The organism is Paenibacillus sp. D51F (genome assembly GCF_053345695.1).
This window is the reverse complement of the sequence record NZ_JBKFAO010000005.1, coordinates 242,197-267,243: the sequence shown is the minus strand read 5'-3', so window position 1 is coordinate 267,243 and position 25,047 is coordinate 242,197. Positions and strand designations below refer to the sequence as shown.

15 protein-coding genes and 2 pseudogenes are annotated in these 25,047 nt (G+C 44.9%); 15 read left to right on the top strand and 2 right to left on the bottom strand.

All coding sequences use genetic code 11. From position 1 onward, the window contains the following. The first annotated feature begins 3 nt into the window (after positions 1-3). From ACLBWT_RS11950 to ACLBWT_RS11900, 11 genes are all read left to right on the top strand, one after another. A complete protein-coding gene (locus tag ACLBWT_RS11950; protein ID WP_447663343.1) occupies positions 4-1,671 on the top strand; it encodes a recombinase family protein in 1,668 nt (555 codons plus the stop codon). Between the two features lie 125 nt (positions 1,672-1,796). Continuing rightward, positions 1,797-4,019, top strand: a complete 2,223-nt coding sequence (locus ACLBWT_RS11945) for a hypothetical protein (RefSeq protein ID WP_447663342.1) — start codon at positions 1,797-1,799, stop codon at positions 4,017-4,019. A gap of 19 nt (positions 4,020-4,038) precedes the next feature. Further along, entirely contained in the window at positions 4,039-4,353 is a 315-nt protein-coding gene (locus ACLBWT_RS11940) for a hypothetical protein (RefSeq protein ID WP_447663341.1), read from the top strand. Between the two features lie 157 nt (positions 4,354-4,510). Next, a complete protein-coding gene (locus ACLBWT_RS11935) occupies positions 4,511-5,536 on the top strand; it encodes a hypothetical protein (protein ID WP_447663340.1) in 1,026 nt (341 codons plus the stop codon). Positions 5,537-5,626: 90 nt separating this feature from the next. Continuing rightward, positions 5,627-6,628, top strand: coding sequence for a GTPase (locus ACLBWT_RS11930; RefSeq protein ID WP_447663339.1), 1,002 nt, complete (start codon positions 5,627-5,629; stop codon positions 6,626-6,628). A 527-nt stretch (positions 6,629-7,155) separates the two neighbouring features. Next, a complete protein-coding gene (locus ACLBWT_RS11925; protein WP_447663338.1) occupies positions 7,156-8,505 on the top strand; it encodes a reverse transcriptase domain-containing protein in 1,350 nt (449 codons plus the stop codon). A 63-nt stretch (positions 8,506-8,568) separates the two neighbouring features. Further along, positions 8,569-10,188 (top strand): GmrSD restriction endonuclease domain-containing protein, encoded by a 1,620-nt coding sequence (locus ACLBWT_RS11920; protein ID WP_447663337.1) that lies wholly within the window; start codon positions 8,569-8,571, stop codon positions 10,186-10,188. Between the two features lie 106 nt (positions 10,189-10,294). Further along, positions 10,295-10,507, top strand: a complete 213-nt coding sequence (locus ACLBWT_RS11915; RefSeq protein ID WP_447663336.1) for a hypothetical protein — start codon at positions 10,295-10,297, stop codon at positions 10,505-10,507. A 333-nt stretch (positions 10,508-10,840) separates the two neighbouring features. Further along, the gene (locus ACLBWT_RS11910) at positions 10,841-13,366 is read left to right on the top strand and encodes a LuxR C-terminal-related transcriptional regulator (protein WP_447663335.1); all 2,526 of its coding nucleotides are present in this window, start codon (positions 10,841-10,843) and stop codon (positions 13,364-13,366) included. A 230-nt stretch (positions 13,367-13,596) separates the two neighbouring features. Continuing rightward, entirely contained in the window at positions 13,597-16,227 is a 2,631-nt protein-coding gene (locus ACLBWT_RS11905) for an S-layer homology domain-containing protein (protein ID WP_447663334.1), read from the top strand. Between the two features lie 322 nt (positions 16,228-16,549). Continuing rightward, positions 16,550-16,786 carry an S-layer homology domain-containing protein gene (locus tag ACLBWT_RS11900; protein WP_447663333.1) on the top strand — a complete coding sequence of 79 codons (237 nt, stop codon included), beginning with the start codon at positions 16,550-16,552 and terminating at the stop codon, positions 16,784-16,786. Positions 16,787-16,943: 157 nt separating this feature from the next. On the opposite strand, the pseudogene ACLBWT_RS11895 reads toward ACLBWT_RS11900, so the two are convergent. Then, positions 16,944-18,626 (bottom strand): annotated as a pseudogene (locus ACLBWT_RS11895) (sensor domain-containing diguanylate cyclase); the annotation flags it as partial. 59 nt (positions 18,627-18,685) lie between these two features. Continuing rightward, a pseudogene (locus ACLBWT_RS11890) lies at positions 18,686-19,177 on the bottom strand (CHASE4 domain-containing protein); the annotation flags it as partial. A gap of 788 nt (positions 19,178-19,965) precedes the next feature. Between ACLBWT_RS11890 and ACLBWT_RS11885 the strand changes: the two are divergent. From ACLBWT_RS11885 to ACLBWT_RS11870, 4 genes are all read left to right on the top strand, one after another. Then, positions 19,966-21,960 carry a WD40/YVTN/BNR-like repeat-containing protein gene (locus ACLBWT_RS11885; protein WP_447663332.1) on the top strand — a complete coding sequence of 665 codons (1,995 nt, stop codon included), beginning with the start codon at positions 19,966-19,968 and terminating at the stop codon, positions 21,958-21,960. 274 nt (positions 21,961-22,234) lie between these two features. Continuing rightward, complete coding sequence (locus ACLBWT_RS11880) at positions 22,235-22,813, top strand: TMEM175 family protein (RefSeq protein WP_447663331.1); 579 nt, start codon at positions 22,235-22,237, stop codon at positions 22,811-22,813. Between the two features lie 751 nt (positions 22,814-23,564). Beyond that, positions 23,565-24,683: an NADH:flavin oxidoreductase gene (locus ACLBWT_RS11875; protein WP_447663330.1), complete on the top strand. Its 1,119-nt coding sequence runs from the start codon at positions 23,565-23,567 to the stop codon at positions 24,681-24,683. A gap of 48 nt (positions 24,684-24,731) precedes the next feature. Beyond that, positions 24,732-25,010, top strand: coding sequence for a hypothetical protein (locus ACLBWT_RS11870; protein WP_447663329.1), 279 nt, complete (start codon positions 24,732-24,734; stop codon positions 25,008-25,010). Positions 25,011-25,047 lie beyond the last annotated feature (37 nt).

Here is a 25,047-nt window from a genome sequence, read left to right as displayed (position 1 = left end):
TCCATGCTAAATAATCGTGAAAAGCCGCTTCGAGTCGCCATCTACATCCGAGTCAGTACCGAGGAGCAGGCTGAACAAGGATACTCAATTGATGGACAGGACGAGACGTTACGCGCATATTGCGAACAGAAGAGCTACGATATCATCGACAAATATGTTGACCGGGGCATTAGCGGCAAGAGCATGGAGCACCGGCTAGAACTACAGCGGATGCTGAAGGATGCCCAGCAAGGTAAGTTTGATATGGTGCTCGTTTGGAAAATGAATCGATTGGCGAGAAAAATGTCTGACCTGTTGCATATAATCGAGCTGCTGGATAAGCATAACGTTTCCTTCAAGTCTTTTTCAGAGCAGCAATTCGACACCTCAACGTCCTCTGGTAAGTTTATGCTGCACATAATGGGAGCAGTAGGCGAATTTGAACGTAATACAATCGTTGATAACGTACGGATGGGCCATAAACAGCGTGCCAGGACGGGGAAGCACAACGGCAAACTGCCGCTAGGCTACCGGAGCGTAGAGGACGTCGTGAACTCCCGAAGCAGGGAATCCAGAGTCGAAATCGTGCCTCATGAGGAGGTCGTAGTGCTCAAAATCTTTGAGCGGTTCGCTGCAGGTCGCGGCTTTAAGTCGATTGCCAATGAACTGAATCACGAAGGACATGTGACAAAATCGGGGGGAGCATTCTCCATCAGCGGCGTAAAGGAAATTTTAGACAATCCGTTCTACGCCGGGAAGATTCGATATGGGAAGTATGAAAACTGGAGTGACAAGCGCCGTAGAGGGCGCAGCATGGAGCCGATCAATACGAAGGGACAACATCCGGCTATTATCTCTGAGGAACTGTGGGACAAGGTGCAGTATCTCCGAAAGAAAAAGGCTGTCGTCTCACTGAAACGATTTGACGGCGAATTCCTGCTAACGTGGCTCATACGATGCCCCAAATGTGGAGGGCCGATGGTGGCTAACCGCATTCAAAATCGCCAAAAGGACGGAAGCAAAATTACTCGCTTGTATTACTCTTGTAGCAATTTTCGCAACAAGGGAAGCAAAGTATGCAGTGCCAACAGTATTCGCAAGCAAGAAGCAGAGCAGTACGTGGTGAATCGCGTCAAGGAAGTATTAGTTAAGCCGAATATCCTGAAGGCTATTGTTAAAAATATCAACGATAGGAAAACACATCGCATCAAGCCTCTCAAGCAAGAACTCGACCATATCGTCTCAAAAATAGCTGAGTTTGAAGGGAAGAAGCAAAAATACTTCGATCTCTACGAAAAGGACGGATTGGACAAAGGTATGTTCTCGAAGCGCCTAGATGACATCAACCGTGAACTTGACAGACTACATGCCAAGAAAACGGAGATAGTCCTCGAATTGAGAGAAGATAACGCTGACCCAGTATCTTATGAAGTTGTCCGTTCACTTCTGGAAAAATTCGATAAGCTGTTGGCCACGTCATCATACGACCAGCGAAAAATGCTGATGCACCTCGTCATCAAACAAATAACGATCAAGGATACGCGCACAATCGACCAAATCGAAATGAACTTCGACGAAAATACGGTACATCATTTTTTAGCCGCTGACCCTTCTGCGACCCATGCAGAAGGGTCTTTTGCTGTTTGTATGAAGCGAGAGCTCGCGGGACAGCGCATTAATGTAGCTATTTAAAGCACAAACAAGAGCGACACGGGCAGGACGGAAAAATTTCCCTTGACAATGTTCCTGGTTGTTCCTAAAATAAGGAACAAGAGCAACTGGAACAGTCAGGAACATTGAATGGGGAGTGTGGGGCTATGTATTCAGCAAGGTTAACAAAAGGCGGAGTAAACAGTTGGGCCGTTGAATTCAGACATCCGGTATTGAAGGACCGCGAAGGCAAACAAGGAAGAAAGATAAGGCGAGGACTTGGTTCGGACCAGGGGGAAGCACAGTCGATCGTAGATGACTTAAATCGCCTGCTATCGGATGAAAGGTATTGGTCCTTAAACGAGCAAAGGCAAGCAAAGTCAGAGTTCCAAAGTAAGGCAGTTGAAATATTTTACGATCAGATGGAAGAGGACTTGGTGAAAGACCCTTGGGATCTACGAAATGAAAAAATAGAACTGCCATCAAAGGATGAGGGGTACTCACGGGTAATGTTTCTTGGTACTACTGGGGCAGGGAAAACAACAGTCATTAGGCAAATGATCGGTACCGAGCCGGACGAGATTAGCTTTCCTGCCATATCCTCAAGCAGAACTACTACGTGCAACACCGAGTTCATCTTTAGAGAAGGCAACTGGAGCGGTGTTGTAACCTTCATATCACAGGCCCAGACAATAAAATTGATTGAAGAGTGTGTATGGGAAGCGTTTCGGAGAGCAGTAATCGGAGAAGACGAAAAAACAATTGCAAAAGCCCTTCTATCGCATCCTGAGCAACGGTTTCGATTAAGCTACTTACTCGGGCAATACAGGTCTTCGGGCAAGCTAACCACCAGTAATAAACAACAAGATCAGGAACCGGAGATTCCTTACCCAGATCAACTAGCTCTGCAAGCGGATATAGACTACATCATTAAGGAGGTTCAAAAATTAGCAAAAGACGCACTCGATCAGTATACCCCGGAAGAGGATCAAGTCGATGAGGCCATCGATAAATTATACGAAGATTGGATTCGGGAAGAGACCGAGAGTTTTAACGAGCTCGTCCATTACATTTTAAATCTTATCAAATCACGATTCGAATTAATCAAAACAGGGCGACTATTTAGAGACACTCGCGGATGGCCTGTATATTGGTTTAACCAATCAGATGATAAGGCCGAAGTAGTCACAATGATGAGATGGTTTGCCGGAAATGAAGGAAGAAGATTTGGTCAACTGCTTGCTCCGGTTGTAAACGGGGTTCGATTAGAAGGTCCATTTCAACCAAGCTGGTGGGAAGGCGATATCCCTCCTCGTTTAGTTCTGGTCGATGGCGAGGGTATTGGACATGATTCCAATATAACAACAAGTATTCCAATGGAAGTGACAAATAAGTTTAAAGAAATTGATGCTGTTGTTCTAGTAGATAATGCGGTCCAACCTATGCTGGACATTCCAAAAGTGATTTTGCGTGAAGCTTCTTCCCGCGGCCAACAAGACAAAATGATGGTTGTCTATACTCGCTTCGATCAAGTACAAGGTTCCAATATGCTGGACGAAGAAGACCGCCGCGATCATGTGTTAGGCATTCAAACGGGTGCTATTGAAGCCATGCAAGAGGCTTATAATCTAAATCCAAGGATGATACGTCAATTGAGAGATCATTTGGAACGGAATGCATTCTTCTTCCCGAATACTCAAGAGTTGAAGAATCCATCCGATGAGCTTATTGCTGAAATGGAAACCTTTATAGACTCCGTACTTGCAAAAGCCGAGAAGCCTGGTTCCCAGCTACCGACTGGTCTTTTGCCGGTACCTAAATATGACTATGGACGTTTAGTTATTGCGATAACCGAAACCGAAGAGTTGTTTATGCAGAAATGGCTTGGCTTACTAGGGTTAAGGAACTCACAATTCCCTAAACAACACTGGACACGTATAAAGGCTTTGTCTGTGCGTGTAGCCAATTGGCCGAGCGTCGTAGAATATAACGATTTGAAACCAGCAAGTGATCTCGCCGGGTATTTAATGCAACGTCTTAATGAATTTCTTAGTGTTCCTAGAGAATGGTCGGCCCTCACAACAGATGAGGTGAAGCATAGTGCACTTCAAAAGCTAGCGGAAACTGTCGCTGATAAAATTAATCATCTCATCACCAGACGTCTTAAAGTTGACTTACACTCTCAATGGATTACAGCTCACAATTATAAAGGTACGGGTTCAGCGGAAAAAAGGGCAAGTGAGATACGGAGTATCTACGAGAGGGGAATACCCCAACCGAGAATAACGTATGATTCGGTTTCTGGGGATCTATTAGAAGAGCTGAAAGCAATTGTAGAAGATTCAATAAAAGAGCTTAATGATATGGCTGACAGCCAGAACATAGCTTGATCTAGAACGGAGGGGCTAAATGAACAAGAAGGATTCAGAAGTAATGGTTCGACTTGCAAAAGAAGGGAAGCATATTTCGAAAATCTGGACGGAAGACTTTCCCGAATATGACTATTGGGAAATATATATGGAGGTCTACGGTGCAGGAGAGCGAAGCTCTGTTGGAGTAAAGAGGATGATAACGGCGAGATTGAACAAGCTTTCTGAGGCTGACGATAAGCAGGATCGGATCGATATTATTGAAGAGCTTAATGAACTTGTGTTTCATTTGTATAGCAGGTACAAGTCTAGCCAGCAGAAATTAGATGAAATCAGATCGATTATCAATCAATAGAGTCCTCAGGACCCTTTTGCGATCTCATGCAGAAGGGTCTTTTTGCTGTCCGAGTAACCGTCAGCGCTAGGATGGTAGGGGCTTAAGCACATCAGATGGGTGACATCCGAAAAGGTTTATGTGAAACTAAAACAGAATATGGCGGAGGGACAAGCGAATGCCTACACTAACCAAAAAGGAAATCGATACGATTGCTAAAACCATCAACGAGAACTTTAGTGAATATGTGTCCAAGTACGACGGTACGAAATACCCGGAGGAGCCGTACCATAAGTGGATACAAACATTTTCGGACCCGAAAAAGGTTGGGCTGGATGACATTCGGCAAGCGATGGAGTGGAAGTACGGTCATTGGGGAAAGGCCAACTACGTCCCAGCACACAAGGTCATAATAGCCAAACTTCAGAAGCATTGGCTGGAATTTACTGAGTCAGGGAATTCGGAGCTCGACGACATGTTCGAATTCTGGGAAGAACGGCTGGCGGGGCATCAATCCTTCATCACCCTTGCGTTCTTATCCCATTTGCTCAATCCTAAGAAGATAGAAATCATCGACCAGCACAATTTCCGGGCGATGAACTATCTGATGTCCACCATAAGGCCCGAGTGGGTTTGGAAGAGAAATCCCATCTGCTTGGACGACATTACAGACTTTTCTGTGTTCCTGCACTCGTTGCTGCCAGCGGTCAAAGAAGCGAAAGGTAATAAGCGGGAGCTGGACAAATTTCTCATGATGTTCGGAAAAAATAAGGTGAAAACCATTCCAGTGTTGCGATCCAAAGTGGCCCCAGCGGTTTCCAAAAAGTACGATTGGAACTCGTTTTCGTCAAAGGTTTTCGACTTAGGGAAAATCTCACTGCGGTCCAACGCCGACCTGTTTTTTGCGCTCCTGCTGCAATCATTGGAGGCAGAAGGGGTAGACATTGAAGCCGCATATACAATAGATGAAATACATAAGAGAATTCCGATGCAAAAAGCGGGCATCGCGGTCAGTTCGAGCTACAACTACGCGATGGTCGCGCTGTTCGGCAATCAGAGAGGGAGGGACTACTTCCAGTTCGAGAATGAAAAGTTGGGCGTTTACTTTACAGAACAGGCTAACGACCCATCCAGAGATAATACGTGCTGGAGGAAATACCTAGATGAGAAGGTAAGCATCAATCCGAAGTACGTGAAAAAATAGTTCAAAAGGAGGATTTTGTATATTTATGTTGAAATATCACTACTGTTAGAATGGGCGTCTATACTAAACCAAGTGAAAGGGGACTGTGCTATGAATAATCATGAAGAAGATATTAAGAAAGCAGCGGATGAAGCATATGAAAGAGCAATGGATGAAATAAATAGTCAACTAGACAAAGAAATCCTTATCGCTCTAATTGGTGATGTTAATGCAGGAAAATCCTCGACAATTAACCGGATCGTCGGTGAAGAGGTGGCTGGCGTAGGAGCAGAACCTGGTGAGACTACTGAAGTCAAACCGTATAAATATAAAGAAAATATCTATTTTATCGACACACCGGGTTTAAACGATGTTAATACTGCAAACTCAGAAGTAACATTAAACTACTATAAGAAGGCTGACATCGTTCTCTTCTTTTTAAACGCGGCGGGGACTGTCTTTTCTGAAGTCGAGAAAAAATCCTTTGAAAAAATCCAAAGTGTAAATAAGAATATCATCATTGTGTTAAATAAGATCGATGCAGCAGATGAAATTGATAGATTAGTAGCGAGGGTTAGAAAAGAAACTGGGGACAAGTATGAGGTTTCCCCTATATCGTCACGAACTGGTGAAAACATCGATAATTTAAGAAATAGCATACTCGAAATACTTAAAAAAAAGAGTAAAGATATTCTCTTTGCTAAGAGCATAAAGGAGAAGTCAGCAACAGCGAATGCATGGATCATTGGCGCTTCTGTGTCGGCAGGAGCAGTCGGTGCATCACCTATTCCGGGATCTGATATTATACCAATAACCGGAATTCAAATAGGCTTACTTACTAGATTAGCAGTGCTATATAATAAGCCAATTACAAAAGAAGCTGCAAAAGAGTTAGTTGTTGCCACTATTGTCGGGAACATAGGGAAAAGCATATTCAGACAGATTATCAAAATTTTCCCCGGCGCTGGGTCAGTTGCAGGCGCTTCTGTTGCAGGAGCAACTACGTTGGCACTTGGATATGCAGTTAAATACGCATATGAAAATAACATTGACATTAATGCAGAAAACATCAATAAATTGTATAAGATGTATAGAGATCAAGCTGCTTCTTAAAGTTTATACAAAGAAAGGACCCGTTATTAGTTGATTTAAACTAATCGGGTCCTTTCGATTCTCTGTAGAATCTAGGAAGACCCTTAGGTATTGGAGCTAAACATGCAGGAGACTAATTCGTATTAAACGGCATGGGTTTGCGGTAATGCAATATTTACGTGATTTTATAAAACAACAATATTTGATTAATTGCGACCAATTGGATATTTTGATAAAAATAAAAGGGATTATTTGGTTGAACCATGTCTATTAATCTATTATAATTAAAAGTGCCTATAGGTTTTAGGACTATAGGGATGTGGATGATTTCTTGTCAAGTGTCGCATGGGCAACCTTGCACAACTTGCTGATAACTGAGATGGCTAACGTGATTAATTGAACCAAATCCAAGTCACCTCCACTCCACAATGCTATTGTTATTATAACTCTAGTATACCAGTTAAATGAGACGCAGCCTTGGGAAGGAGTTAAAGCTCAAAGGGTCTAACAGCTGCAGTGCCATGGCCCTTTAAGCTCACTCAATATGTATGAAACCTAAACAAGCGAAATTGTCATTTGATTTTGAAATTAAGCCTTTCCCCCATTTCGATACGCGAATCCCCGTAACTAAAAACGTAAGAAAGAATATACAAAACTCATCGTATATCTCCTCACATAGCTTTTATCCCTTTATCCATTACACAATTACAACCCGAAAGTTTAAGAAAGAGAAGGTTCTAACAGAGCCGAAAAAACGTGAAATATATTATGCTAGCCATATGGATGGTTATATTTTTAAATACTATGGTGAATGCCTTAATAACCTTTACAACAAAGCATGTCTCGACAGAGGTTTAGATACTGTTTCTCTTGCTTACAGAAATAATAAAGAGGGAAGAAGCAATATCCATTTTGCTGCCGAAGTAATCAAATTCATATCGGAACAAGAGCAAGCGTTTATTTTCGTTTCGGATTTCTCAAAGTATTTTGACAACCTCGATCATAAGCTACTTAAAGAACGGCTACAGTTAGTCTTAGGGGAGGGACCCAAGCTCCCGCCTGACTGGTGGAATGTCCTTAAGCATCTCACGAAATTTAATTGGGTTGATAAGGAATTGTTAATTAATGACCTAAAGCGGTACAAAGGATGGACAAGTGATCGCGAAAATAGAGAGAGGTACTATACACCTGCTGAATTCAGGCAGTTTCGCAAGCGCGTTCGAATTGAATGTAATCCACTTAGCAAAGGAATTCCACAGGGGACAGCAATTAGTGTGGTACTTGCTAATGTATATGCCATTGAATTTGATGAGGTTATAAATACTTACGTTACTGGCTTGGGTGGGATTTACAGAAGATATAGTGATGATATTATTGTCGTCATACCCATTAAGGCTGGCAAATCAGATAATATATCTGATCACACTTCTTTTATTGAAGAAGCAGTAAGGCAAAACAAAATTGAAATGGGTAAGGGGAAAACTAGTGCCTTATTCTATATCAATAAGGGCATCTACAAGGAGATAGAATGCAAAACCTCCAGCAAACTTGATTATCTTGGATTTGCCTTTGATGGAACAAAGGTCATGTTACGAGAGAAAAGTCTGTTTAAGTATTACCACAGGGCTTATAAGAAGGTAGCGGCCTTGAATAAGGAGAGTATGAAGCGAGGTAAGAATGTTGGTAGGAAGAAGCTATACTCGCTCTATACCCATCTTGGGAGAAGGTATAAAGGATATGGAAATTTTATTTCCTATGCAAAGAAATCCCATATTGTGTTTCAGGAAATCGATGGCGTCGAAAGCTTAATATATAGACAAATAAAGAGACATTGGAATAAGATTCAAGCACGAATGATCTCGGTTACATCAGAAAAAGCATCACCCGAAAATGGTTAGGGGTAACGTTGCATAGATGAGCAAACGAACCATAAGATATGATTGATCTTTGGGAGGAAAAGCATGATTCAGCCGGAGCCACAAAGCACAGGTCTTAATTCATTAATTGCGGATATCTCAAGTGGACGGATTAAAGTTCCCCAATTCCAACGAGAATATGTCTGGGAAATGAAGGCCGCTGCACAGCTACTAGACAGTATTGCAAAAGGATTTCCGATAGGCACATTTATTATGTGGGAGACTCAAGAAGAGCTAAGATCAATTCGAAATATTGGGAATCATAACCTCCCTAGCACTCCACAAGGGCATACTACACAGTACATTTTGGATGGACAGCAGCGCATTACTAGCATGTATACATGTTTTAAGGGATTGACTTTTGAACGAGACGGGAAGGTAGAGGATTTCTCAGAAATATTCATTGACCTTTACGCAGGTGATGATGACGAGATTGTCACTGTAAATATTGATGACAAGACACCTGAAAGATACATTAAGGTTACCGAGCTCCTATATGGGAAAATGAGCACCCTGCTGAAGAGATATTCAGAAGCTTCGATTGATAAAATTGATAAGTACAAGGAAAGGTTTACTTCTTATCAATTTTCTCAAGTCATCTTAAGAAATGCACCGATTGATGTTGCTACAGAAGTATTTACCCGATTGAACGTCGGGGGTAAAACACTGACTCTTTTTGAAATCATGGTAGCAAAGACATACGACCAGACTAGCGGTTTCGATTTGTCCGAAAAGTATGAGGAGTTGCTTAACGAGCTTGGTGATAACTATAAGACGATCGCAGCATCAACTGTACTTCAGGTTATCTCCTGTGTCTTAAAGAAAGACTGTACCAGAAAACAAATTCTAAAGCTAGACAAGAAGGAATTTATTGGTTCATGGGATTCGGTTAAACGGGCTATCATTGCTGCCGTTGATTACTTTAAGAGTTATTTCCGTATTCCTGTATCTCGAATACTTCCATATGATGCCCTTATCGTCCCGTTTGCTTATTTCTTTTATCATCACAAGCAAAGGCCGCTTGATGACAAGAGAACATATTTGCAGGATTTTTTCTGGAGGTCTTCATTGTCAGAAAGGTATTCTAGTGGGGTAGAGTCCAAATTAGGGCAAGACCTTAAGCGGATTGATCAGATCTTAGCCGGGAAGCTACCAACTTACGATTATGATGTTAATGTTAGCCCTGAACGTATTATAGAACAGGGCGAATTTAGTACAGGTCGAAGCTTCATTAAGGCTATACTGGCCTTGTTTGCAAGCTTTGAGCCTCAGTCTTTTGCTGATGGGGCTAAGGTCCACATTGACAATGCCTGGCTCCAGATAGCAACCAGTAAAAATTACCACCACTTCTTTCCCAAAGCTTATCTTAAGAGAATAGATAAGGATTATTTGAGCAATCACATTGTAAATATCACTATTGTTGATGACTTTCTCAACAAGCAAGTTATCCGTGATAACGCTCCTTCGAAATACATGGGGCAGTTTAAGGCGCAAAACAAAAAACTCGATGATGTCATGAATACACATTTGATTGACTTAAATGACTTTGGAGTTTGGGATGATAATTATGATGTATTCTTTCAAAAGCGTGCTGAAAAGATCAGCGAGGAGCTATCGAGTCGCTTAATTTCACAGCCAAAGTCTACATCGGTAACGGGATCGTAAAAGTGTAATAACGGTAATTAAATTTTCACCGCTTAAGCGGAAAACTAAACTAGTATTTGCATACCTAAAATTGCTGTTAGAAAATGGAAGAGGGGGAGGTGAAAGAATGCGCGCAGTGACTATAACTTATGATGATGACCAAGGTAAATGTCCGGAGTGTAATGGAACTGCTGAATACCAAGAGAGATGGGATAAGCTATTTGATGATTATGATAGAAACCTTTCTCCGATGGTAGCCGTTGTTCAAAAATTGTACAATGAAGGGGAGCCCAAATACATTTGTACAAATTGTAATATCAAAATTATGGTTAGATCTTAAGAGTCAGAGAGGCCAGCATTTAGTGGGCCTCTTTTATTATTTTATTATTCAAGAGATGAGTTAATTTTAGCCGTTATAGTGTGTAAGGTGAACCTTATCACAAGTGAGGCGAAATTTTTTACGGGGCGCGGAAAGCTGACCCGGAGACGGAAGGTGTAGGGTGAGGGCCGCCTAGGGGGAAGATTACAACGCAGACGGGCTCGTGCATGTTATCCTTTTTACCAAATAGGAATAGTCCAAGGAGAAATTCCTTGGGCAATAACTATCTTGAAATTATTAGAATTAGATATAATGAAGAAAAGATGTTCACAGCCAGATTCGAGGTGACGAACCATGATTCTACGTACCAAACTTCATATACCGCAATCGAGGCGTGATGGCTTTGTTGATCGACTAGCGATCACTGATATATTAAATAAAGGGCTAAAAAGCAAACTAACAACGGTAACGGCTCCAGGGGGGTACGGCAAAACAACTACCATGAGTCAGTGGCTGCGGCAGACCGGCATACCTGCCGTATGGGTTTCCCTGGACCCGCAAGATGATGATTTGATCCAATTTTGGAGTTATGTGATTGCAGCTGTGAGCAGTAAGTACCCCCATTTTTCCGAAGCGGTGAGCCCGTATTTTCCATCCCTTAAATCAGGAGCTTTTGAGCCTTACATCACAGCCATAATTCATGAACTCAATCGTTTTTCAGACGAATTGGTTATTGTTTTTGACGATTATCACTCGATCGCTCTTTCTCCCATTCATGCATCGGTGTCGTATTTCCTTGCTTGTTTGCCTTCTCATGTACACCTCTATGTAATAAGCCGAGCCGAAATGCCCTTTCCAACAGCAAGGCTGCAGACGACAGGCCAGATGGTGAAACTCACGATTCAGGATTTGCGTTTTCAACCTGAGGAGGGAATTCGTTACTTTCAGGATTGCATGGGTTTGCCACTGTCTGGAGATGAGATAGCGAATCTGGTCAGCCGAACGGAGGGATGGATCAGCGGAATGCACCTTGCGGCCATTTCGTTACAAAGAAGCAGCAATTATCCTGATTTTATCCGTGCTTTTAGCGGGGAACACCGCAGTATTTCTGATTATCTGTTTCAGGAGGTTTTTAGCCTTCAATCCGCAGAGCTTCAGTCTTTTTTATTGGAAAGTTCGATCGTAGACCGCATAAACGGCCCATTATGCGAGACGATTACCGGACAAGTCAATTGTCAGGAGCTACTGGAAATGTTGGAACAGCAAAACCTATTCATCGTTCCATTGGATGATCAGCGGCAATGGTATCGATATCATCATTTGTTTTCCGAGTTTTTACGGAGGCTCTTTCGGCAGAGGTATGCGGCACGATCGAAGGAATTATATATCAAGGCAGCCAAGTGGCTGGAGGACCACGGATTTGTAGAAGAAGCGGTGGAGCAATTGCTGATGGATGGGCATCATTTCGAAGCAAGCTCTTTGATCGAAAAGCATCTGCAGGATCTTCATGTGAAGAGAGGGGTGCTTTTACGATGGCTGCACGATCTGCCGGAGTCTTGTTTGGCAGGGAAGCCGGGTATTCATTTTCTTTATGTCAAAGTGATGATTGAAGCGAATGAAATGGCGCTCGCAGAATCCAGACTTCGTCTTATGGAAGATAATCTGTCGGACCCGGAGTGGAAGCCTTACGCAGGAACCGTTCTTTATTTGTCCGCGATGGTTTCGTTCTACCGGAGAGACTTTCGGCGAGCGAATGATTATTTGGAGATGTTTGATCGGCATATGCCGGAGGGCAGCTACATCCAGATGATTGAAGCAAACTCGTATTCGATCAATTCCGATACGTTATTAAGCTTTTTCAACGATTTGCATGATGCGGAACGTTTCTTCTATAAGTGGATCCAGGTATGGGGAAATAGGGCGAACTATCCTTATGTCGGTTTTTTCTACAACACTTACAGTTTGCTGTTATATGAGTGGAATCGCTTGGAAGAAGCTGAAGCTTATGCGGAGAGGGTACTACGGTCCAAGAGCATGAAGCCTTATGCCCTCATAATGATTAGTGCCGCGGGAATGGCTGCGCAGATTTGCCAGGCGAAGGGGGATTCTGACAAAGCGTTCGATTGGCTTGAGCGGGTTAAACCAGAGATCCATTCCGCAGACAGAAGTATCTTTATAAGGAAGATCGAGGCGGAGAAAGCGTATTTGTCGCTTGTGAACGGCTCTTTCAATGAGAGTTGGCTGCAAACATGCGGCATCAAGTATACCGATACGGTCCCGCTCGGCTCGATCAGAGAATATCTTCACTTGGCTAGAGCGCTTATGGAATGTGGAAGGGCCCACGAAGCATTGCAGTTGCTCGGACAGCTGTATCGGCTTGTCGATGATGAGGATTGGCTCTGGGATAAGATAAAAGTATCCATCCTGCAAAGCATGGCGTATTATCGAAAGGGAGAGATGACGAATGCTGTGATGAAGCTGGAAGCCGCACTCCAATTGGCGGAACCGAGCAAATTCATTCGCAGTTTCTTGGACGAGGGGGAAAAGATGGCCGAGCTGCTGCGTGAATATGTCCGGCAAAGGCAGCACCACTCAGACCGTAAGTCTCCGGGCGTATCCTTACGCTACGTCAGGGAACTGCTTTCACTGATGACGGCTCATATGAATGCGCCTGCAAGCTCGGGAGCACTCATCACGAAACAGGAATTAAAAATATTACGGATGATTGAGATGGGACTGTCGAATAAACAGATCGCCGAACAGCTCCAAATCACAGCCGAAACGGTAAAGAGCCATCTGAAAAACATGTATAGAAAGCTGGATGTGAAAGGCAGCAGAGAACAGGCGCTGAAGCAAGGAAAAGACTTAAAATTACTATAGAAAGTTGCATATCACAGCAGAGTAGAAATCCTATGATGAATCGATATCGGCATGAAAGGTATCCCCCCGTTTTTTTACGGTTTCCTCCCCCACGGGGGATTTTTTTATTTCAGCGGACGTCCTAAAATAAATCGGGGGGTTACAATATTCGACAGAAATTGCGAGTAATATCGATATTTGTCACTTCAACCGCCAACAAATGAATAAAAACAAAGGAGTGAAGATGTAAAGTGAAGCATCGCAAATCCGGTCTTAGGCCATGGTCATCATATTCAATAATGGTATTCGTGGCATTCCTTCTCGCCGCGATGGTTATCCCCTTCATGGCTACGGTAAAAGAGGCCCATGCGGCCTCGTCAAATTGGACAAATTTGAAAAATTTGGGACCGTCATCACCAGGCGATGTGTATGCCTTGGTCAATGTGGGCGGCACGCTGTATGCGGGAACATTAAAAGGCAGCAACGATGTATGGTCGTACAGTAACGGCACGTGGACGCATATGATCGGCTCGCCGGGCGATGTGACTTCCTTGCTGTATGTCAACGGCACGCTGTATGCGGGGACATTTAACGGCATCAACGGCAACGACGTATGGTCGTACAGTAACGGCACGTGGACGCAGATGATCGGCTCGCCGGGCAATGTGATGTCCTTACTGCATGTCAACGGCACGCTGTATGCGGGAGCATTTCACGGCAGCAACGGTGTATGGTCGTACAGTAACGGCACATGGACGGAGATGAGCGGATCGCCGGGCGTAGTGCAAACTTTGGTCAATGTGGGCGACACGTTGTATGCGGGATCGTGGAATGGCAGCAACGACGTATGGTCGTACAGTAACGGCACGTGGACGCAGATGATCGGCTCTCCGGACAATATATATGTCTTGCTGAATGCTGGCGGCACGCTGTATGCGGGGACTCCGAGTGGCAGCAATGACGTATGGTCGTACAGTAACGGTACGTGGACGCAGATGATCGGGTCGCCGGGCAATGTGACGTCCTTGCTGGATGTCAACGGCACACTGTATGCGGGGACATATAGCGACAGCAACGGCAACGACGTATGGTCGTACAGAAACGGCACGTGGACGCAGATGAACGGCTCGCCGGGCGGTGTGACGTCCTTGCTGTATGTCAACGGCACGCTGTATGCGGGGAACTCAGGCGTAAAAGTATTGTACCTCCCCGGCGTACCGGCAAATCTGCAAGCCGGCGCTACGACCTCGGAATCGACTACGCTGACGTGGAATGCCGTTTCCGAAGCTGCCGGCTACAACATCTACGAGAATGGCGGCAATACGGCGATTGCTACCGTGACTGGCGCCACTTATACGGAGAGTGGACTGTCGCCAAATACTCCATATACGTATACGGTGAGTGGACTGTCGCCAAATACTCCATATACGTATACGGTGAGTGCATTTAATGCAGACGGTGAATCGGCACAGAGCGGCGCAATCCATGTTTTGACTGCGCCGAACGCTCCGACGGGCCTGACGGCATCGGCGGGGAATGCACAAGTGGCATTAACCTGGAGCCCTGTGCCAGGAACCGTAACCTATAGTGTCTATTCGGGCACGGCTTCGGGCTCGTACGGCACGATTCCCGTCGCAACGGTGACCGGCTCGACCTACGACTATACATCCACGGGATTGACGAACGGCACCTCGTACTATTTTGCGGTGAAGGCGAGCAATACGGGAGGCAGCAGCAGCTACTCCAACGAAGCGAGCGCAACGCCCCAGCGTGCGTCGGTACCGGCACCAGCACCAGCACCAGCACCAGCACCAGCACCAGCACCAGCACCAGCACCAGCACCAGCACCAGCACCAGCACCAGCACCAGCACCAGCACCAGCACCGGCACCGGCACCAAGTCGTGCAGTGTTCTCGTCAGACGGGACATTGACGCTCCCCGTCGGTTCACCCGGTGAGGTTAGCTTGGGCGATGCCGTGAAGATCGCGATTCCCGCCGATGCTTCCGGCAAAGACCTGAAATTAACCATTGAAAAAGTGGCGGATACGCAGAGGCTTCTGACGAATAATGAAGTTCTGGCCAGCACGGTTTATGAAATCCTGAAAAACTTCCCGGAGAACTTCAAAAAGCCGCTCACCCTGACTTTTGTCTTCGATCCGAATAGCTTGAAGGACGGTCAAAAGCCTTCCGTATTCTATTATGACGAAGAGAAGAAGGTATGGGTGGAAGTCGGCGGTACGGTAGACGGCAATCACATCACGGTTGAGGTCAACCACTTTACGAAGTTTGCGGTACTTGGTGTATATCAAGATAAAGAACCTTCGACCGAAAAGAAACCGGCGATTAACTTCAGTGATATCTCCGGACACTGGGCGGAGGCGAATATCAAGCAAGCGGTAAGCGCCGAAATCGTCAGCGGCTATCCGGACGGCACGTTCAAGCCGGATCGTACCGTAACCCGCGCGGAATTTGCAGTTATGTTGATGAATGCGCTCAAACCGCAAGGAGATGGCGCGGCACTGGCGTTCACCGATAAGGCGGAGATCGGCGCATGGGCGCAGAAGGCAGTGGCGCAAGCGGCGCAAGAAGGCATTATTAGCGGCTATGAGGACGGCTCTTTCCGTCCGGATGCCGAAATCACTCGCCCGGAGATGGCAGCTGTGGTTGCCAAAGCTTTGGGTCAGTCGATTGAAGCGGCAACGGCAACGGGCTTCACGGATGACAAGGACATTCCGAAATGGGCGAAAGGCGCAGTCACGGCGATGAAAAAGCTGGGCATTATCGAAGGCAAAGGTACGAACGAATTCGCTCCAGGTGATAAAACGACAAGAGCAGAGGCGGTAACGGTGCTGCTGAAGATGCTGGCACAAAAGAGCAAGTAAAGGAACACATAGACAAGGCTGCTTTGAACTCAAATTCAAAGCAGCCTTGTTTTTGAATAAAAGGTGCAGGCGATTTGACAACGTGCTTATCAACATCGAAAAGATGCGTTCCGGCACCGGATTGCTATGAGTGCTATACGGGTGCCAATCCGGATCAATTGGATTCTCCAACATGATGACCAAACTCGGGATTCATTCGATGTGAAAGCTTCTGCCAATGCAAATCCATGAGGCATTTGCAAAATCAATTTGAAAGAGAGGATCGTAAAACTAGAGAAACTCAGGAGTAACACACCTTTTCAGAATCAGGGCACCCTTACTTGTGAGGGTGCCCTGTAATTTTCGCCTTAACGATGATACGGAGAACCGTATCATAAGTGACGGCGAAAAATTTCTCTCATTACCTATTCCTGCATGGGCAAGAAGCAGTGTTGCTTATGCTAAACAAGCAGGCATTGTCCAAGGAAAAGGCAATAATCCATTTGTATCGCAAGCTCATACGACAAGAGCAGAGGCTGTAACAGTTTTGTTGAATATGCTGGCTCAGAAGAGCAAGTAAGGTGAGAATAAATTCATAGTGAGAAAAGGCAGCCCTTTATTGGCTCTCAAAATAAAAGATCGTATTCCCTAAGACCATCTTGGCCGAGGGGATTGCGATCTTTATCTGTTTTGGAAAGCAGACACCGTCAAGACTGGAATTCGAACATACGCATTTAAACCAAGTAGGGTTTCCCAGAATGGGTTCCACTCATGTATCTAAGGAGAACCGGTTTTAACTCATTCATATTCATTGGTTTGCTGATAAAATAACCTTGAATCAGATCGCATCCAAGCTGCTTCAGAATCTCTAATTGCTTGGAATCTTCGACTCCTTCGGCTACGACTTTTAAACCTAGATTGTGACCTAAATCGATGATGGTCTTGACGAGCGTTTTGTCGGAATGATGATAATCCAATTCCGAAATGAAGCTGCGATCGATTTTAATCGTATCAACGGGAAAACGCCTTAGATAGCTTAGGGAAGAATAACCTGTCCCGAAATCATCCAGCGAGACTGCAAAGCCGTGCGTTCTGAGTTGCCGTAGTACGGTTAAGGCCTTCTCGCTGGACATCAAGGTGGTTTCCGTGATCTCTAGCTCGATCCATTCGGGATCAATCTGATGTTCTGTTGTTGCTTGCAGAAAAACATTCAAGAGGTCTTGCTGTTCCAACTGAAGTACGGATATATTGACGGCGGCTTTCAACTTTATGCCTTCTTCATGGAAAATACGCAAATCCGAGCATACCCGGTTGATTACCCAAGCACCAATATCGCCTATCGTGCCTGTGGATTCGGCAAGCGGAATGAATTCCGATGGCGGTACGAGTCCGAAGATCGGATTGTTCCACCGAATTAAAGCTTCGAGCTTCATGGGGATGTTCGATATGCAGGTTACGATAGGTTGATAATGAATTTCGAATTCTCCAACGGAAACAGCGGATAGAAGTTGCTTCTCCAGAATCGTATTTTTCTTCATATTATCCACTAGAAGATCGGAGAACGTGAACATTGATTTTCGTCCCGTTTTTTTGCCATGGAACATGGCCGTATCCGCATTATTAACGAGTTCTTCCGCATCCGCGCCATGATTGGGATATATACTCATTCCCATGCTAGCGGAAATAGGGATAAGGTGGCTTTGGATCGGATAAGTGAATGCCAATGCTTGATGAATATGTTTGGCCTGATCGACGAAGCGTTCGTGTGTCGTGTTGGCAGACAGCAATATGGTGAATTCGTCTCCTCCCAAGCGGGAAACGATGTCGGAAGGCTTGACGCAGGATACGATTCGTCTGGTTACCTCAATCAACAAGTCGTCGCCATGATCGTGTCCCCACTTATCGTTGACGATTTGAAATTGTCCAGATCGATGAATAAAACGGCTATATGATGCTCCCTGGTCTTGGCATCTTCTATCGCTGCATTCAATTTATCGTAAAAATACGAACGGTTGTAGAGCCCAGTCAACGGATCGACGATAGCGCGTTCTCTTAAGACCGCATGAGCATCTTCCAAGGATGTCATCATGCGGTTAAATTCATTCTCGAGGGCGGTAAATTCGTCATTCCCCTTCTCTTGAATCCGTAGGGAGAAATCCTTCTCTTTCCCGATATTGCGAATGTTCTCTACAAGCGCCGTGATTCGGCTCAAGATGGAACGATTAATAAAGGCGATTCCAATTATCGCAGCGATAATAACGGATACAAAGAGTAATGCGGCAAAAGTATACACGGATTCTCGGCCGCTCTCGTAAACTGTTCGGTGTTTCTCCGTGGATATGACGAGGGCTGGATTGCCGAAAATATCCTCTACGGATGCAAACACCTGTATTTGATTGCGGGGTTGCTTAAGGAACCAAATTTTCTGGTTGCCGCTATTCTCGTTCGTTAATGCGGAAATGTTCTGTACATGGATTTCCGATTGGCTGCGTTCGCTTATTCTGTCGATCTGCTCTTGATCCAGCATTCGGCCAACGATCATCGTGCCTTGAATAGAGCCTTCAAGATTCGTTGTGACGATCGGTAACGATACGATCAGCATGGGAGCGCCACCCACAAGAACAATACCCTTATTAGAGTCGAGAGGCCCGGAAAATTGCAATAAAGACGCATTGTTTGAAGGAAACAGGTTCACAAATTCAGCGGAGAGAGAAATTTGTTGGTTAGATACGGAATCATATTGTCTACCATAAATAACTTGATCGTTTGCGTTCAATAGAGCAATCATATCCATTTTGTTAATGCTGAAGGTTTCACTGGTATAGTTGCTTTGAATGTAGGAATCCTCATAGGCGTTCGGATTAGGCAGTTGCTGTACAAACCGATACGTTTCATCCCATGCGGAGTAATTCACCATGTTTGTTTGGATAATCTGAAGTTCATCCGATAGGGAATAGAGAATATTATTCATATCCGAACGGAGGGCGCTTTCATCCAATGCCGAGAAACGATGCAGCAGGATCCGGTTCAAGCCCATAACCACTAGGAAGAGTCCGATCAGCGTCATGAGAGTGGTGAAAAGCAGCAGCTTTTTTCTTAGAAGCATAGAAGCAACCCCTATGATGAATGGAATAGATAGGCAACAAGTTGCACATTTCTATTTCTATAATAACAGGTAGGTGGTCAATTTTAACAGATATCTTTAAGACTTTTGTCCTATAGGACGATAGGTGCCTTTTATCTATCCCTGTCGAGACGGAATAAGACCCACGCAAGTCCCGATGGTCTTTTAAAATAACTTGCCGTTTCAGACCGCGCGGTGAACCGTATCATAAGTGAAGTCGAAATTTTTGCGTTGTCGGTGGTCCTTTCAAGTTCAAGGCGGAATTGTTCGTAGTGATAGCGATCCAGTCCAGCCTGTGCGATTCAGTGTTCGGACAGAATTCAATTGGAGACAACCTCCACAGATAGCGATATATAATACAAAAGTATGGCATGGCAAAGGAAGTGGACGGCGATGAATAATCACTTCCCGCATAGTACAGGGTGGACCTTGATCTCCAACACCTGTTTAATATCAGCCTCCGAATTTAAACTCCCATTATTTAATATATAGTCTTATAGACCTATTAAATCAATTGGTTCTAAAGGCATATAATGGGGACAGGGACTCAGATCAATATTTATGAACCTTAAACAAGGTTCATTTTTTTGGATTGACCCAATACAACATCGTGGGATAACAACTAGGAGGAAGCTATGCGCTGGAAAAAAGCGGTTGTAATGATCATTTGTGTCGCATTGGTATGGCCTTTTTTGAGAGTGAATTCAGAAGTATCGGCTGCATCATCTTATGAAAGCATTGACACTATCACGCTGCAGGAGGCGCCTTACTCAATAGGCGAAGGATGGACTATGGAGTCATCATACAGCTCTAATCCGCCTTACTCTCTAGCGAAAGGCGATAAGGAATATGTTGCCGTTGGTCCCTATGGAAGCGTGATGAGGTCAACGGACGGACGGAATTGGAAGGCTTTGTCGAAGTTTGGAAGCTATCAACTCACAACCATCGCTTGGGATGGAACGAAATATGTTATGTTTGGCTCAAACACGCAATATGAAAGAGAAGCGCAATATGCGTCTTCCGAGGTATTTGCGTCTACAGATGGACTAAAGTGGAAGAAGATCGATTTTGAGCCGGGTGAAGCGATTCATTATCTCACTTGGGGAAAAAACAATTTTGTGGCTGTGGGACGGGAGCATGTATTTACTTCCAGTGACGGGGAGAATTGGACCAAGACCCTCACGCTTGGGGTTAAGTATGGCTCGCATCCGATTGAATATGTTAACAATACCTATTTTATTTATGGTTATGAAGAAAAGAAGGTCTATACCTCTAAGGATGGGCTGAATTGGACAAGCAATACTCTAGATACTAAAGCCAATATTAAAGCTATGATATGGGTCAAGGATCATTACCTGGGGGTCGGAAATGGGTTTTATACGTCGAAAGACGGGTTGATTTGGAATAAACAAAGTAAATCACCGAGTAACGTCAAGCTGCAATCGCTATTTACAAACGGGAAAACTTACATCGCAGTTGGAGATGTCCGAACTGACACTTCCAGCCGGCAAGTATCTTATACCTCTAACGATGGGGTGAATTGGAAGCAGCATGACTTATCCAATCTCCATGTTACGGTCTATACGATGTATCCAGTCGATGGCGGGTATGCCGGGTTTGGTTCTAAGAAGATGGAAGGTCATCCTGACGGCACCTACGCTATCTCTACGAGCGACGGGGTTAAATGGAGCTACCGGTTAGCAGGAACATCCAGAAGCGGAGATTTTAACGCAGTAGCTACCAGTGGGAAAAGAACGGTAGCCGTGGGCCTGCAAGGGAGCATCATTTATACGGATAATGGAACGCAGTGGAAAAGCGCGAATCCTTTTTCATACAAAGAGGGTTTAGGGAGAACGAATTTGTTCGATGTCGCGTGGGGCGCGAATAAATTTGTTGCGGTCGGCAACGGTGGAGTCTATGTATCTTCCGATGCAATCAGTTGGAAGCCAGCAAAGGTGACATTTAAAGATAAATACGGAGGTTTAAGTAAAATACTATGGACAGGGAAGTTCTTCATCGCGTCTGATCAAGTGTATGGTGTGTATACTTCCAAGGACGGACTTACCTGGACTAAAGTGAATAGTGTTAGTAAATCGGGCTATTGGCTCACCTCGATGGTGTCGGACGGGAAACGGGTGTTGGCTGCATTCCAGATTTATAACAACGGCAAGCAGTATACGAAAATTATGCAGTCCACGAACGGAACGGTGTGGACGGAGTTGGCGAATCTGGCTGTTATGCAAGCCGATCTGGCTTGGAACGGTGAGCGTTACATGGCGGTCTTTCCGTATGATGCAACGAAAATGTGGGTATCGAAGGATGGCAAGACATGGTCGAAGTCTGCAGTTAATCTGGACCAAAATGACCGGTTTGAATTTGTTACGTCGTTTGACGGAAGTTTCTTCGCCTTCAACGATTCTCTTGCGGAAGTAAACGGGGATTATGTCACATATAATTCTTATTATGTTTCGAAAGACGGCGTTAAGTGGAATGAGGTTCCTGTTCCAAAAAAATATTCATTTGAAATCAACGGCAATGAAATGATGAAGGACGGTGTTAAAGCGCACGGAAAATATATATTTGTTGGTGCGTATGGTCAGATTATGTATAACAATGGATTAAAATTCTGAAGATCCGATTATTATTAAATAAACGCATAAAGTAAAAACACCGGATCGGAATATAAAAGGAGGCTGTCCAGCTAAGGATGGCCTCCTTTATCTTTGTTTCCGGCCCTTTTTCGGCCATTTATCCAGCGTCGACCATTACCCCTTGACCCTGCGAGTGATCTCGGCTTTGTTTGAATGCGTGAAAGTTTTTCTTGACGAGATGAAAGGCTTTATGCGATTTTACTGGTATCAAATGGGTTAAAAGAGCGCGAGAAGCGAGAAAAGGTGAAATACTTTGAAAGCGAATCGGATGGAAGCATTCAGCGATGGCGTCCTGGCGATTATCATTACGATCATGGTGCTGGAATTCAAAGTGCCGGAAGGCCATGATTGGTATGATTTAATCGAGCTTAGCCCGAAAATTCTTAGCTATATCTTCAGTTTCGTATATGTCGGCATCTACTGGAACAATCATCATCATCTACTGCACATGGTTCGAACGATTAACGGGCGGTTAATGTGGCTCAATTTGCTGCTTCTCTTCTGGCTATCCCTTATTCCGTTCACGACAGCTTGGATGGGGGAAAGCCATTTTGCAGCCACTCCAACGGCGCTGTACGGTATTATTCTAATGCTTGCGGCGCTCTCGTACTGGCTGCTTCAGCGCGCGATTATTAACCAGCATTTCGGCGACTCCTCATTCATGGTTACGATGGGAAAAGATTGGAAGGGGAAATTATCTCCTTTGCTCTACTTGATCGCGGTCTTGACCGCGTATGTGAGTCCTTGGATATCCGGCTTCTTTTTCGTACTCGTTGCCGTGATCTGGTTCGTTCCGGATAAGCGAATCGAGCATGCCCTGAGAGGGAGTTAAGAAATGCTCTTCGAATTCTCGCGTGCAGGCGGGCTTCGAAGAGCTTTTTTTTGGCTGATGCCGTCGCCTTTTAGCGAATGGAGATTTTTCGCCGATAGACCCGTTAAGCTGAACCGTATCACAAATGAGGCGAAATTTTTGGTATTAACCACTCAAGGTGCGCGGAAAGATGCCCGAAGGGGGAAGGGGTGGACAATCAGAGGAAAGATCATTACATAGGCGGGCTTGTGCGGTCTGGGAACGCGCTTTGACGGAAGTGCAAGGAGTTTCTTGCACAGGCAGGAGAGTTGAATAGTTATAATCTGAAACAGATGTATAGTTGCAGTACAACATAGAGTAGTAAGAAAGTTTTCGTTTTCGAAAAATAGTAGGGCCTACTCGCAAATTATACTTGAGTAGGCTAAGCCTTAACATTGACATATCGGGATTTATCGATATAATCTACGTCATGGAACTTTCCCACCCAAGAAGGCGGTGCCAGTAAAAAAACGGGGTTTGTGTCAGCCATATTCAGGAAAAGGCAGGCTTATCTCAATCGACCGTTTCACAGTATCTTTTGCTGCTTGGCTATTCAGGAATTGGCTCTTTATATAAGAGGTGAATTATAGTCCGGATGCCGACATTCATGGCGGATATCCTACTTGGATATCATCCATATATAAATACAGATACATAGATATAAACATAATTTTTCGAGGCATAGTGCATAATTTGTATAACAATACCAGCCGAGTTAAAAGGAGAAATCAACTTGACAACTAATACCCAACAAAAGTTTTCGCGTCTTTTCACTGACATTCGGATTGGCCATTTGACATTAAAAAATCGTATCGGCTTAGCGCCGATGACCAGAATAAGCGCTACTGAAGATGGCCAAGCAACCCAAATCATGATGGACTATTATAAAAGCTTTGCACAGGGCGGTTTTGGATTCTTGATCACGGAAGGTGCCTATCCCGATGAAACGTATAGCCAAGGGTATTTGAATCAGTCGGGAATTGCAAATGAGAAGCATATCGCTGCATGGAGAAAAGTAACGGAGGCGGTACATCAATCCGGATCCAAAATCATCGTCCAATTGATGCACGCAGGAGCCCAATCACAAGGAAATTGGTACAAGAGTGAGATCATCGCGCCCTCTGACGTACGAGCAAAAGGTGAACAGCTTCCGTTCTATGTCGGGGAGGGGCCTTACAAAAACCCAAAACCAATGACAAAAGCGGACATCCAAGAGGTCGTTCGCGGTTTTGCGGAAGCTGCCAAGCGAGCAAAAGCAGCAGGGTTCGATGGAGTAGAAATCCACGGAGCCAACGGCTACTTGCTTGACGAGTTCCTGACGGATTATATGAACCAAAGAACGGATGAATACGGCGGCTCAACAGAGAACCGGGTCCGTATTCTTATCGAGGTCGCTAACGCTGTGCGTGAAGCGGTTGGGACTGATTTTGTCGTAGGAATCCGTATCTCGCAAGGGAAAGTCAGTGATTACCATCATAAATGGGCCGGAGCCGAAAAGGATGCTGAAATCATTTTTTCAAGCTTGAGTAGAGTAGGATTGGATTATATCCATGTAACCGAATATGATGCGACACAACCGGCATTTGAAGGAACCGAACATACGCTGGCGGCATTGGCCAAGAAATTCAGTACTGTTCCGGTAATTGCGAATGGCAATCTCGAAGATCCTGAAAAAGCGGAGCAGCTCTTGATACGCGGCGAGGCTGATCTTATCACCTTGGGTAAAGGAGCGCTTGCTAATCATGACTGGCCCAAGCTAATCGCGGCAGGGCTGCCTCTGCGGGAATTTAATCCGGAAATTTTGGGGCCGAAAGCCAACATAAAGGATCAAGAATTGATCATAAACGGCTAAGTGAGGGGCCAAATCTTCAATGTCGTCAACTGAAATGAGGAAGATGACATGTCTGAAAATAAAACAAACAAGCGGCTGAGCGACGTCCCCTTCTCTGTGCTTGATCTGTCCCCGATTGTCGCGGGCGGCAGTCCAGCCGGGTCTTTACGCAACACGGCTACTGTGAAAGAAAAGCTGCAATCCTTTCTGGACGATACCCAGGCTGATGAAGTTATGGTCATCGCCCACATGTCCGACCATAAGGCGCGCCTGCACTCCTACGAAATCGTTGCGGATATCGTCAAAGCGCAGGGTGCAAAAGAGACTGAAGTTTCAATGCAACAATAAGCATCAAAGCAGGGGACTGCCGCGGCAGTCTCTTTGC